Here is a 12,197-nt window from a genome sequence, read left to right on the forward strand (position 1 = left end):
GCACAGTCAGGGGGACGGGCGTTCCGCCGACTCCTGAGGCCAGATGACGAACCTTCCCGGACCGCTGATCGCGAGGGTCTCTACACATCCTGGCGCGTGCCCGGTTACATCCTCGAATGGCCATCTCGGCGCATGCGCCGCGGCGCCCGCACGCCTAGCGTTCTCGGTGTGATCGGCCGCGACCCGCGTACCTCGCCCCCAGCTCTCGGGGCGCCCGACCAGTACGCCCACGACCGGTCTGTCCGGGACGTCGCGCGCCCGGCAAGGGGCTGGACCTCCTCGGAGGGGTGGAGGTTCGACCCCGGGCACGCGACAGCGGGCTCGAGCCACGCAGGGCTCGGGCCCGCCCCCCAAGGCGATCAACGGAATGCACATCCGTATACATACATCGGCGGATGCTGCGGCCCCCACGCCGCCCGTAGCGTCGAAGCCATGAAGCCCATCGCCTCGGCCACCGGCACCGTGATCAACGAGGTGTTCGGCCGGGCCTACGAGCGAGGCGACCGGCCGGCACTCATCGACCTGCACGCGGGACTGGTGTACGGCTACCGCAAGCTCGTCACCGAGGTCACCAGGGCCGCCTCCGGCCTGGTGCGCCGCGGCGCCCGCCGCGACCAGGTGGTGGGCGTCTACGTCGGCACCGCCTGCGCCCAGACGCTGGCCGTGCACACCGTGCTGGCCGCCGGCGGCGTGGCCGCGCCCCTCGACCCCGCGCTGCCCGAGCACGAGGTCGTCGCGGCGCTGAACGCGTGCGACGCGCGTACCCTGATCACCACCAGGGACCTGGCAGGCGTCGCGGTGCGCGCGGCCGACGAGTCGCGGGTGCGCCAGGTGATCGCCTTCGGCGACGCGCTCGACGCGATCGACTTCCGCGACCTGCTCACTCTGGAGCCCACCGCGCTGCCCGCGCTCGACGCCAAGACGCAGGACGCCCTGGCGCTGGCCGGCGGGCACCGGGTGGGCCACGCCGACCTGCTGCTTCGGATGGCGGAGCTGGAGCGCTCGGTCCGGCTCGCCGACTCCGACGTGGTGCTGGCCACCTGGCCACCCGACGGGGGCTGCGATCTGGTGGCCCTGATCGCGGTGGCGATCGCCAGGGGAGCGCTGGTCGTGGCGGCCAACGGGCTGTCACCTGCCGACCTGGCGGGCACGGGTCACGACTTCGGGGTGACCGTCGTCACAGGCCCTGCCGGGGTTCTGGAGCGGCTCGGCTGAGTATGCGGACCTGTTACCAGCACATGCCTTGACGTGTCCGAGTGCGAAGTGGGTTGATTGCCCTACTGACAACGTTGTCAACTCACCACTCGGGGTTCGGAAGGGATGGTGTGCGATGCGACGACGGTGGTTGGCGGCCGTCGCGATCACTATGGCGAGCGTGCTCGGCCTGGCCGCCTGCGGAGGCAGCGGTGGCGACAAGGCCGGCCCGACGTCCACGGGTGGCGGCGAGTCCAAGAAGCAGGTCGAGGTCTTCTCCTGGTGGACGGGACCGGGTGAGGCCGACGGCCTCAAGGCCATGCGGAAGATCTTCGAGACCAACAACCCGCAGTACACGTTCTTCGACGCCGCCGTCGCGGGCGGTTCTGGCGACAAGGCCAAGGCCCTGCTGCAGTCCAAGCTGCAGGCCAAGACCCCGCCCGACACCTTCCAGGGTCACGCGGGCGCCGAGCTGCAGGGCTACATCAAGAACGGCGACCTGGAGGATCTGAACTTCCTCTACGACGAGCTCAAGCTCAGGGACGTCTTCCCCAGCCAGCTCGTCGACCAGATCAGCGTCGAGGGCAAGGTCTACTCGGTGCCGGTGAACATCCACCGCTCCAACGTGCTGTGGTTCAACCCGAAGGTGCTGAAGGACGCGGGAATCGCGGCGGCGCCGAAGTCGATCGAGGAGTTCATCGCCGACCTGCCGAAGGTCAAGGCCAAGGGCAAGATCCCGCTGTCCATCGGCTCGGAGTGGACCGCCACGCACCTGCTGGAGAACGTGCTGCTCGGCTCGCTCGGCACCGACGCCTACAACGCGCTGTTCAAGCCGGGCGCCAACTGGGGCGCTCCCGAGGTGACCAAGGCGCTGGACAACTACAAGACGATCATGTCGTTCACCGGCCCGCCGCAGGACGACTGGCAGCCGGCCGCGCAGCAGGTGGCCAAGGGCGAGGCCGCCTTCAACATCATGGGCGACTGGGCCTACGGCTACTTCCACAACCCGCCGGAGGGCGGCCTGGGCCTGACGTCGAAGACGGACTTCGACTGGGCGCCCGCCCCCGGCACCGAGGGCACCTACCTGTGGTTGTCCGACAGCTTCACCCTGCCCAAGGGCGCCAAGAACCGTGACGGCGCCATCGCCTGGCTCAAGGTCGCCGCGAGCAAGGAGGGGCAGGACGCCTTCAACCCCCTGAAGGGCTCGATCCCCGCCCGCAAGGACGCCGACCAGTCCCTGTACAAGGACTACCTGGCCGACGCGCTGAAGGACTGGAGCAGCAACAAGCTGGCCGGGTCCATCCAGCACGGCGTCTCGGTGAACCAGCCGTGGCTGGCCGCGATCACCGAGTCCGTCGGCCTGTTCATCAAGGACAAGGACGTGGCCGCGCTGCAGAAGGGCCTCGTCGACGCCGCTACTGCGAACGCCCAATGAGATAGCGCCGCAGTACTGAGGCGGGTACGGCAGGCCTGCCGTACCCGCCTGGAAGGGGAACCTTTGTGAGGCGGGCACGCACCTGGCTGCCCGGGCTGCTCCTCGTCACGCCGTCGATCATCGCGATCGCCGTGTTCGTGTACGGCATGCTGGGCTGGAACTTCCGGCTGGCGATGACCGACAAGCACAGCGAAGTGGCGGAGGGGAAGTTCGTCGGGCTGAAGAACTTCGTCGACATCTGGGACCTGCCCAGGTGGCATCTGTCGGTCAACCACGCGCTCATGTTCACCATCGTGTTCGTGGGCGGGGCGCTGGTCCTCGGCTGGTTCCTGGCCTTCCTGATGGAGAAGGGGGTCAGGGGCGAGGCGACGTTCCGGTCGATCTACCTGTTCCCGATGGCGGTCTCGTTCATCGCGACCGGCATCGTGTGGCGGTGGCTGATGAACTCCGGCACCGGGGAGCAGGCCGTCGGCCTGAACCGGCTGTTCGCGGCGATCGGGCTGCCACAGTGGGAGTGGTTCAGGGACAACGACTGGGGCATGGCGGCCATGGCGATCCCCGCCGTCTGGCAGATGTCCGGATATGTCATGGCACTGTTCCTGGCCGGGTTCCGTGGCGTGCCCGAGGAACTGCGGGAGGCGGCCCGGGTCGACGGGTGCACCGAGTGGGGCGTCTACCGGCACGTTGTGCTGCCGCTGCTGCGGCCGGTCACGCTGTCGGCGCTGATCATCCTGGGGCACATCTCGCTGAAGGTGTTCGACCTGATCATGGCGGTGTCGGGCAAGCAGATCATCACCGACGTGCCCGCCGTGTTCATGTGGGTGGCGGTCTTCGACTCCCACGATCCGGCCAAGGGCGCGACGATCGCCTCCTACATCGTGCTGAGCGTGGCGGTCTTCGTCATCCCGTACCTGATCTGGTCCGTGCGCAAGGAGAGGCGCCCGTGACCGAACGTAGTGAGGACACCATGAGACACGTGTCGTCGCTCGTGCGCCCGACGGAGGAGGGCGCATGAGCGCTGCTGTCACGGGGCGCAGGCGGACGGCCACGGGGGTACGGCTCGCCGTACTGATCGTGTTCGTGGTCATCTTCCTGATCCCGATCTACGTGCTGCTGGTGACGAGCTTCAAGCCGCTCTCCGAGGCGGACCCGTCGCAGGCGTGGAACCTGCCGCACGTGTGGACGCTGGAGGCCTGGCAGACCGCGTGGGAGAAGCTGTCGCCGTACCTGCTCAACAGCGTGCTGATGGCGGTGCCGGGAGCGCTGATCTCCTGCCTGCTCGGTTCGATGAACGGGTACGTGCTGTCGAAGTGGCGCTTCCCCGGCGCGGACGTGCTGTTCACGCTGTTCCTGTTCGGGATGTTCATCCCGTACCAGGGCGTGATGATCCCGCTGGTGCAGCTGCTGGTGAACCTGAGCGACCTGACCGGGCTGCAGATCTACGGGGCGATCCCCGGGCTGGTGCTGGCGCACGTGGTGTACGGCATCCCGATCTGCACGCTGATCTTCCGCAACTACTACGTGACGATCCCCAACGAGCTGATCGAGGCCTCCCGGGTGGACGGGGCGGGCATGCTGCGCACCTACCGCTCGATCGTGCTGCCCGTGTCGGGCCCGGCGATCGCGGTGGTGATCATCTGGCAGTTCACCTCGATGTGGAACGACTTCCTGTTCGCCGTCTTCCTCACCGGGCCGACGAGCTGGCCCGCGACGGTCGGGTTGAACAACATCGCGGGCGCGCAGGCCACGCCGTACAGCCAGCAGATGGCGGCGGCGATCCTGGCCTCGATCCCGACGATGCTGATCTACCTGCTGCTCGGCCGCTTCTTCATGCGCGGCCTGATGGCCGGAGCGCTCAAGGGGTGAGGTCGTTGGCCGGGTGCTCGAGCGGCTCGCCGCGGACGTAGCGGGCCACGTCGGCGGCCACGATGCGGGCCGCCTTGACGGCCGTCTCCTTGCTGGCGCCGGCCAGGTGCGGGGTCATGACCAGGTTCGGCGTCGACAGCAGGCGCGAGCCGGCGGGGATGGGTTCCTCGGGGAAGACGTCCACGGCGGCGCCGAACAGGTGGCCCGACTCCAGCGCGTCGCACAGCGCGTCGTAGTCGAGCAGCGCGCCCCTGGCGCAGTTGACGATGACCGAGCCGGCCGGCATGGCCGCGATCTGCGCCGCGCCGATCATTCCCGTGGTCTCGGGGGTAGCCCGGGCGTGCAGCGAGAGGAACCGCGAGCGCGCCAGGAGCTCATCGAGTCCGACTTGTCCCGAAATATCGTCAACGTAGGGATCGAAGACCAGGACCTCGGCGCCGAACCCCGCGAGCATGGTTGCCACCCGGCGGCCGATCGCGCCGTAGCCGACCAGGCCGACCGTGCTGCCCTCCAGCTCGGGGCCCACCCGGTCGTACCTGTAGTAGTCGCCGCGCCACACGCCGCCGGCCAGGTCGGCGTGGGTCTGCGGGATCCTGCGCGTGGCGGCCAGCAGCATGGCCAGGGTGTGCTCGGCCGTGGCCACCGCGTTGCGTCCTGGCGCGAACGTGACCGCGACCCCCGCCTTGGCCGCGGCCTCCAGGTTGGCGTTCACGGGGCCGCCCCTGCTGACGCAGAACAGCCGCAGCGCCGGGCTGGCGTCCAGCACCCGCTGGGTCAGCGGCGCCATCTGGGTGACGCACACCTCCACGCCGTCCAGAGCCTCGATCAGCTCGTCCTCCACGTCGGAGGCCTCGTCGACCTCGCCGACCCGGCCGAACGGCTCGACCGGCCAGGGCAGCGTGAGCTCGCGGAACTCCACCTCGCCAGGGACCGCCCGGCGGACCGCGTCGATGAGCAACCGGTTCTGCACGAAGTGGTCGCCTGCTGCGAGGATCTTCAACGAATGACTCCAATCGGGGAGTTGAACCGCAGGATCGCCGCCTGCTCGCCGGACAGCCTGATCTCGGTGATCGCGCCGTTGTCCAGCCGGGGGAACACCCGCCGGTACTCGCTCAGCGGCACGCCGATGAGCCTGCACAGCGCCAGCCGGATCACCGTGGTGTGCGCCACGACCAGCACGCGTCCCTGGTTCTCGGCGATGTCCTCCAGGCAGCCGACGAACCGCTCGGCCGCCGCGCGCGGGTCCTCACCTCCCGGCAGCGGGTTCGCCGCGGGGTCGGCCTCGAAGGCCGCGCGGGCCTCGGGGAAGCGCTCGTTCATCTCGGCGGCGGTCAGCCCGTCGGCCTGGCCGAAGTCCAGCTCGCACAGCCGGGCGTCGATCCGCAGTTCGACGCCGGCCGCCTTGGCGCCGGCCTCGGCGGTGATGCGGGCGCGGCTGAGCGTGGAGGCCCACACCCCGGCCAGCCCCGCGGTCGCGGCCCACTCCGCCAGCGTCGCGGCCTGGGCGTGGCCGCGCGGGGTGAGCTCGATGTCGCTGAGCCCGGCATAGCGGTTCTCGGCGTGCCAGACGGTCTCGCCGTGGCGTACCAGGACCAGGTCGGTCATCGCGCGGCCCTTTTCCTCGCGTGCGCGGCCGCCGCCCCGGGCAGCCAGCCTCGCCTCTCCAGCGCTTCGACGAACTCCAGGTACGGCTCGCGCAGGTCGGCACCGGCCGGATCGACGACCCGGCGGGTGCGGACCATGCCGTCGGAGTTCCCCGCGGCGAGCACGGCCATGCCGAGCGCGGGCTCGGCGTTCTCCCGCAGCGTCACCGGGCGGCGCAGGACGTCGGCCCTGAGCTGGTTTCCGTAGGCGCTTTTCGAGCCACCGCCGGTCAGGATCAGCTCGCCGTCCACAGGGGCGCCTAGCAGGTCGAGGTAGTCGAAGCAGAGCCGCTCGACAAACGCCGCGCCCCGCATGATGGCGGCATATTTCTGGACATCGTCGTTGGGGGTGCCGAGCGCGAACGGTTCGGCCTCCGGCGCGTTGAACGGAAACCGCTCACCACGCGACACGAGCGGATAGACGGTCACGTCGCCGAGATCCGCGCGGGCGGCGGCGAGCGCGCTCAGCGCGTCCAGGTCGCTCCCGGGGAACTCGCGGGTCAGCACCCCGGCCCCGGTGCTCGACGCGCCGCCCGGCAGCCATCCGCCGTCGGGCGCCCGGTGCGAGTACACCACGCCGAGCGGGTCGTGGATGAGGTCCCTGGTCACGCCCTTGAGCACCAGCGTGGTCCCCAGCACCGAGTTCCAGCTGCCCACCCGGTTGGCTCCGGCGCCGAGCTGGGCTGCGCACCCGTCGGTGGTCCCGGCGATCACCGGCGTGCCCGCGGGGATGCCGGTCTCCGCGGCGGCCTGCGCGCAGACGGTCCCCAGCATCGAGCCGGGCCTGACCACGTCCGGCAGCATCGCGGCGGGCACGCCGAGCGCGTCGAAGACCTCCAGCGGCCAGCGTTCCTCGATCAGGTCGACGCCGGTCTTCAGCGCGTTGCTCAGATCGGTGGCCACCGCGTGGCCGACGAGCCGCCGGTTGACGAAGTCGTTCTGGTGGGCCGGCCGGGCTCCCGCCGGGGCATCGGGCAGCAGCCACAGCAGCTTGGGCAAGGCCCAGTTCGGCTGCATGCGCCGGTATCCGAGCCGCGCCCACACCTCGGCGCCCACCTCGTTGACCCGCTCGGCCGAGGCCCGCCGGTCGTCGTACATGAGCGCGGGCGTCAGCGCCCGTCCCGCGTCGTCGGACAGCAGGATCGTTCCAGAGGTGGCGTCCACGGCCACGCCCGCGATCCGGTCCCCTGGCACGTCACGCAGTGCCTCGCCGGTCGCCGCGCACAGCTGGGACCACCACTGCTCGGGGTCCTGCTCGTGCCTCGGCCCGTCGCGGTGGCTGGTCAGCGGGCGGGCCGCCGATCCCAGCACCTCGCCCGTCCGCGTGACGGCCATGGCCCGCACCGACTGCGTCCCCAGGTCGATGCCCACGTAGACACTCATGCGTCCTCCTTCGGAGGTCGCATGAGTGTGAGACAGCTGTGTCTGATTGGTCGCTCGCTGCGCTCGCTCATGGTCGGCTCCGCATCTCTGCCAGGCGCGGCCAGGATCGGGCGTTGTCGGCTCGCAGGGCCAGGAAGTCCGCGTAGGCCTCGCCGTACCTGCCGGGGACCGGCTGGACGGGCTCGCGCAGCCGTACGAACGACGCGGCGGCGGCCTCGAGCGACGGGGAGGCGCCGGTGGCGAGCAGGCCGACGAGGAAGGCGCCCCTGGCGCCGACCTCGGCGTCGGCAGAGCGGAGCACGGGCAGGCCGGTCAGGTCCGCGATGAGCCGCACCCACACGGCGCTGGCCGCGCCGCCGCCGCAGACGCGCAGCTCGTGCGGGCGGGCGCCGGAGGCGGCCAGGCTGTCCTGGACGACCATGGTCAGACCCTCGAGGACCGCCCTGGCGACGTGCTCGCGGCCGTGCTCGAACGACATGCCCAGGAACGCGCCGCGCGCCAGCGGGTCGGAGAAGGGGGCACGCTCGCCGGCGGGGGAGAAGTACGGCAGGAACGCCAGCCCGCCAGCACCAGGCTCGGACCCGGCGGCCAGCTCGGTCAGCGCGGCGGGATCCGGCACGCCCAGCAGGCGGCAGGCCCACTGCAGCACCTCGGTCCCGGCGAAGCTGGGGAAGGCGCGCAGGTACCGGCCGGGCATGGCGATCGTGATGCCGATCGGGTCGCCGTCCAGGGAAGGCGTGTCGACGACCGTCTCGGTGCAGATCGTGGTGCCCAGGATCGAGCAGGCCTGCCCGGCGCTCACCGCGCCGGCGCCGATGGCGGTGGAGACGATGTCGTAGGGCGCCATCACCACCGGCGTGCCCAGAGGCAGGCCGAGCGCGTCGCTGGTGAGTTCCGCCACCCGCCGGGAGTCGTCGCGCAGGGGCGGCAGCAGGCGTTCCGCCCACTCCAGGCCGAACAGGGCGAGCAGGTCGGGGGAGTAGCGGCGGGCGAGCAGATCCATGAACGGGGCGGAGCCGTCGGACTCGTCGCTCGCGACGACGCCGGTGAGCCGGGAGAAGATCCACCCGCCGCAGGTCAGGGCGGTGGCGGAACGGTCGAGCCGGTCGGGGTCGTGCTGCTTCAGCCAGGCCAGGATCGCGTGCGGGAGCCCCGACGCGCTGGCCGATCCGCTGATCCGGAAGGCCAGGTCAGATTTGTCGGGATCGATGAGCGCGGCTGCCCGGCCGTCGTTCCACAGGATCGCGGGTCCGGTCGGCTCGCCGTACGCGTCCACCAGCCAGACCCCGTCGCCCTGGGCCGTGACCGCGACGAAGTCCACCGACGCGGGCGCGACCTCGCGGACGGTCCGCACGACCGCGTCCCAGACGGCGTGCATGTCCTGCTCCGCGTGCCCGGGTGCGGGCCTGGACACCCCGGTCTCGCGCCGGGCGACGGCGAGCTCCGCCCCCGAGTCGTCGTAGCCGACCGCCTTGATCACCGTGGTGCCGGCGTCGACGCAGATGAAGCCCATCAGGCCCGTCCGTGCGAGGTCCGCGACTTGCGCGCGACCGAGTCGACGACCACCGCGAGCAGCAGCACGATGCCGGTGACCACGTAGCGGATGGAGGAGTCCAGGCTCAGGAGCGTCAGCCCGCTGGAGATCGACTGGATCACGATCATGCCGAGCAGCGCGCCGAAGGCCGTGCCCCGCCCGCCGAACAGCGAAGTGCCGCCGATGACGGCCGCCGCGATCGCGTTGAGGTTGAAGTCGCCGGTGCCGTTGCTCTGGTTGGCCGCCGCCAGCCGGGCCGCCACCAGGATGCCGCCCACGGCGGCGAACGTGGAGCACAGCACGAAGACCGAGGTGAAGACGCCCTTGACGTTGATGCCCGCGCGCCTGGCGGCCTCGACGTTGCCGCCGATGGCGTAGACGGCCCTGCCCCACTTGGTGCGCGACAGGAAGTAGTGCATGGCCAGCACCATCGCCAGGAACAGCACGAACAGCCAGCCCACGCCGCGCGTCTGGTTCAGATACCAGACCACGAACCCGAGCACGACCAGCAGCGCCACGCTCCTGATGACCAGCGTCGACACGCTGCGCGCCGACAGGTCCGCCCGCCGTCGCTCCCTGGCGTGCAGGTAGCCGGTCACGAACAGCCAGACCGAGGCGATCACCACCAGCGCGTACGACAGCCACGGCGGCACGAAGTCGAGCTGCGCGAAGTTCACCAGCCCCGAGTCGAACGGCAGGTTGATCGCGCCCTTGGTGCCGAGCACGTAGATCTGCAGCCCCAGGAAGGCCAGCAGCCCGGCCAGCGTGATGACGAAGCTCGGCACCCCGAACCGGTTGAACAGCTGCGCGTAGATCCATCCGATCACCGCGCCCATCACGACCGAGGCCAGGATCGCCACCCACACCGGCAGGCCCTTGCCGACGAACAGCACGGCCAGCACCGCGCCGGAAAGCCCGCTGACCGACCCGACCGACAGGTCGATCTGGCCCACCAGCAGCACGCACACGATGCCCAGCGCCACGATGCCGATCGCGGCCGAGTCCAGCAGCAGGTTCACCAGGTTCGCGCTGGACAGGAAGATCGGGTTCAGTATCTGCAGCACGGTCCAGATGACCACCAGCCCGACCACCACCGGGATCACCCCGAGGTCGCCGCCCCTGGCCCGCTCCAGCACGTCGGCGACCGCGCCGCCGATCCCTCCCTGCAGGCGCTCGTCCTGCCTGTCCGTTGTCAGAGTCACGAGGGCAGTCCTTCTGTACGGCGGGCCGCGCGCTGGGCGACGACGTTGTCCGTCGCGCCCGTGATGGCGGCGATGATGTCCTCGGTGGAGACGTCCCCGACGTCGAACAGCCCGTTGTTGCGGCCGAGCCTGAGCACCGCGACCTTGTCGGCCACCGCCTGCACGTCGGCCATGTTGTGGCTGATCATGATGACGCCCAGGCCGTTCTCCCGCAGCCGCTCGACCAGGTTGAGCACCTCGGCCGTCTGGGCGACGCCCAGCGCAGCCGTGGGTTCGTCGAGGATGATGACCTTCGGGTCGCCCAGCAGCGACCTGGCGATCGCCACGGTCTGCCGCTGGCCGCCGGAGAGCGAGGCCACCGGCACCCGCACGCTGGGGATCTTCGCCGAGAGCTGGCGGAGCAGCTCCCACGAGCGGGTCTCCATGGCCACGTCGTTCAGCCGCAGCGGCCGGACCTCCTGGCCGAGGAACAGGTTCTGGATGACGTTGAGGTTCTCGCACAGCGCCAAGTCCTGGAAGACGGTGGCGATGCCGAGCTTGTGCGCGGCCGCGGGCGCCGGGATGTCGACCTCGCGCGACTCGAAGGTGATCGTGCCCGCGTCGGCCGGATGCACCCCCGACAGGATCTTCACCAGCGTCGACTTGCCGGCGCCGTTGTCGCCCACGACGGCCACGACCTGCCCGGCCTCGACGTCGAGGTCGATGTCGGTCAGCGCGGCCACCGCGCCGAAGGTCTTGCTGATCCCGCGCAGGGACAGGGTGGGGGACATTACTTGATACCCAGCTCCTCGCACCCCTTGGCGTACGCGCCGGTGCAGGCGTCCGAGGCCTTCATGATGCCGCTGTCGAAGAGCACCTGCTTGATGTTCTCCTTGGTCACCACGGTCGGCACGAACAACTGCGAGGGGGTGTTGTACAGCGTGGTCTTGCCCTCGGGCTTCTTGCCCTGCATGAACTGGTAGGCCACGTCGGCCGAGGCCTCGGCCACGATCTTGAGCGGCTTGGAGATCGTGTTGTACTGGTCGCCGGCGATGATCCGCTGGGCGGCGGCCAGCTCGGCGTCGTTGCCCGTGATCGGCGGGACCTTGACCCCGGCCGCCTTGAACGCGGAGATCGAGCCGCCGCCGGTGCCGTCGTTGGCCGCGACCACGCCCACGATCTGGTCCTTGAACTGGGTGATCTGGCCGCTGACCCACTCCTGGGCCTTCTCCGGCTTCCAGTCGGGGGTGTCGTATTCGGCGAGCAGCTTGAAGCCGCTCGGGTCGACCGCGCTGTGGATGCCCTTCTTGATCAGGCCGGCGGCGGCGTCCGTGGGCGAGCCGTTGACCTGGAGGATGCCGCCCTTGGTGTTCTCCTGCTTGAGGTGGTCGACGAGCGACTGGGCGATCATCGAGCCGATCTTCTCGTTGTCGAAGGAGATGTAGTAGTCGGCGGGCGTGGCCGGGATCGGCCGGTCGTAGGCGATGACCGGGACCTTCTGCGACTGGGCCGACTTGACGATGGTGGCCGCCGCCGCGGAGTCGACCGGGTCGATCACGATCGCCTTGACGCCCTGCGCGAGCGCCGAGTTGGCCTGCTGCTGCTGCTTGGCGGCATCGGAGTCGGCGTTCTGGTAGATCACCGAGCAGCTCGGGCAGAGCTGCTTCATCTTGGCCTCGAAAAGCGGCTTGTCGGCCAGCTCGTACCTGGTCGAGGCGAGGTCCGGCATCAGGAAGGCCACCTTGGCGTTCTCGGCGCCGCCTCCGGTGCCGCCGGTGCCTCCGGAGGACCCCGAGCCGCACGCGGCCAGCGCTGAAGCTGTGAGTACTGCCACTGCGGCGATCTGAGCTTTGTTCACGGGTCTTCCCTCTCGCTCGGCGTCTTGCTCCCCCGAGTTCACAAGGGCCTGACCCCTGTGGTCCGCCTCACGCTAGCGCGGGGTCGGAATATTTGTCCAGCAC

11 protein-coding genes are annotated in these 12,197 nt (G+C 70.2%); 4 read left to right on the top strand and 7 right to left on the bottom strand.

Going from position 1 to position 12,197, the window contains the following annotated elements; translation table 11 throughout:
* Positions 1 to 432: 432 nt before the first annotated feature.
* The 4 genes from ACIBHX_RS17620 to ACIBHX_RS17635 all read left to right on the top strand — a co-directional run bounded on the left by ACIBHX_RS17620 (position 433) and on the right by ACIBHX_RS17635 (position 4,495).
* Positions 433 to 1,215, top strand: coding sequence for an AMP-binding protein (locus ACIBHX_RS17620; protein WP_397068139.1), 783 nt, complete (start codon positions 433 to 435; stop codon positions 1,213 to 1,215).
* Positions 1,216 to 1,330: 115 nt separating this feature from the next.
* Positions 1,331 to 2,629 carry an ABC transporter substrate-binding protein gene (locus ACIBHX_RS17625; protein ID WP_397068140.1) on the top strand — a complete coding sequence of 433 codons (1,299 nt, stop codon included), beginning with the start codon at positions 1,331 to 1,333 and terminating at the stop codon, positions 2,627 to 2,629.
* A 65-nt stretch (positions 2,630 to 2,694) separates the two neighbouring features.
* Positions 2,695 to 3,576, top strand: coding sequence for a carbohydrate ABC transporter permease (locus ACIBHX_RS17630; protein ID WP_397068141.1), 882 nt, complete (start codon positions 2,695 to 2,697; stop codon positions 3,574 to 3,576).
* Positions 3,577 to 3,640: 64 nt separating this feature from the next.
* Positions 3,641 to 4,495, top strand: a complete 855-nt coding sequence (locus ACIBHX_RS17635; RefSeq protein WP_397068142.1) for a carbohydrate ABC transporter permease — start codon at positions 3,641 to 3,643, stop codon at positions 4,493 to 4,495.
* Here ACIBHX_RS17635 and ACIBHX_RS17640 read toward each other — a convergent pair.
* From ACIBHX_RS17640 to ACIBHX_RS17670, 7 genes are all read right to left on the bottom strand, one after another.
* The gene (locus tag ACIBHX_RS17640; protein ID WP_397068143.1) at positions 4,485 to 5,495 is read right to left on the bottom strand and encodes a 2-hydroxyacid dehydrogenase; all 1,011 of its coding nucleotides are present in this window, start codon (positions 5,493 to 5,495) and stop codon (positions 4,485 to 4,487) included. The two genes, ACIBHX_RS17635 and ACIBHX_RS17640, sit on opposite strands and share 11 nt — an antisense overlap.
* Complete coding sequence (locus ACIBHX_RS17645) at positions 5,492 to 6,100, bottom strand: histidine phosphatase family protein (RefSeq protein WP_397068144.1); 609 nt, start codon at positions 6,098 to 6,100, stop codon at positions 5,492 to 5,494. Before ACIBHX_RS17645 ends, ACIBHX_RS17640 begins: the two co-directional genes overlap by 4 nt.
* The gene (locus ACIBHX_RS17650) at positions 6,097 to 7,521 is read right to left on the bottom strand and encodes an FGGY-family carbohydrate kinase (protein WP_397068145.1); all 1,425 of its coding nucleotides are present in this window, start codon (positions 7,519 to 7,521) and stop codon (positions 6,097 to 6,099) included. Before ACIBHX_RS17650 ends, ACIBHX_RS17645 begins: the two co-directional genes overlap by 4 nt.
* A 67-nt stretch (positions 7,522 to 7,588) precedes the next feature.
* On the bottom strand, positions 7,589 to 9,034 hold the full coding sequence (locus tag ACIBHX_RS17655) for an FGGY family carbohydrate kinase (protein WP_397068146.1): 1,446 nt from the start codon (positions 9,032 to 9,034) through the stop codon (positions 7,589 to 7,591).
* Positions 9,034 to 10,257 carry a sugar ABC transporter permease gene (locus ACIBHX_RS17660; RefSeq protein WP_397068147.1) on the bottom strand — a complete coding sequence of 408 codons (1,224 nt, stop codon included), beginning with the start codon at positions 10,255 to 10,257 and terminating at the stop codon, positions 9,034 to 9,036. The genes ACIBHX_RS17655 and ACIBHX_RS17660 overlap by 1 nt, the downstream gene beginning before the upstream one ends.
* Positions 10,254 to 11,027, bottom strand: coding sequence for an ATP-binding cassette domain-containing protein (locus tag ACIBHX_RS17665; RefSeq protein ID WP_397068148.1), 774 nt, complete (start codon positions 11,025 to 11,027; stop codon positions 10,254 to 10,256). Before ACIBHX_RS17665 ends, ACIBHX_RS17660 begins: the two co-directional genes overlap by 4 nt.
* Positions 11,027 to 12,094 carry a sugar ABC transporter substrate-binding protein gene (locus ACIBHX_RS17670; RefSeq protein ID WP_397068149.1) on the bottom strand — a complete coding sequence of 356 codons (1,068 nt, stop codon included), beginning with the start codon at positions 12,092 to 12,094 and terminating at the stop codon, positions 11,027 to 11,029. The genes ACIBHX_RS17665 and ACIBHX_RS17670 overlap by 1 nt, the downstream gene beginning before the upstream one ends.
* Between the last annotated feature and the right edge of the window lie 103 nt (positions 12,095 to 12,197).

Source organism: Nonomuraea sp. NPDC050536 (assembly GCF_044457685.1).
Classification (GTDB): Bacteria; Actinomycetota; Actinomycetes; order Streptosporangiales; family Streptosporangiaceae; genus Nonomuraea.

Coding starts and splice junctions, on each gene's coding strand:
- ACIBHX_RS17620 (WP_397068139.1), top strand. CDS start 433: ATGAAGCCCATCGCCTCGGCCACCGGCACCGTGATCAACGAGGTGTTC.
- ACIBHX_RS17625 (WP_397068140.1), top strand. CDS start 1,331: ATGCGACGACGGTGGTTGGCGGCCGTCGCGATCACTATGGCGAGCGTG.
- ACIBHX_RS17635 (WP_397068142.1), top strand. CDS start 3,641: ATGAGCGCTGCTGTCACGGGGCGCAGGCGGACGGCCACGGGGGTACGG.
- ACIBHX_RS17645 (WP_397068144.1), bottom strand. CDS start 6,100: ATGACCGACCTGGTCCTGGTACGCCACGGCGAGACCGTCTGGCACGCC.
- ACIBHX_RS17650 (WP_397068145.1), bottom strand. CDS start 7,521: ATGAGTGTCTACGTGGGCATCGACCTGGGGACGCAGTCGGTGCGGGCC.
- ACIBHX_RS17655 (WP_397068146.1), bottom strand. CDS start 9,034: ATGGGCTTCATCTGCGTCGACGCCGGCACCACGGTGATCAAGGCGGTC.
- ACIBHX_RS17665 (WP_397068148.1), bottom strand. CDS start 11,027: ATGTCCCCCACCCTGTCCCTGCGCGGGATCAGCAAGACCTTCGGCGCG.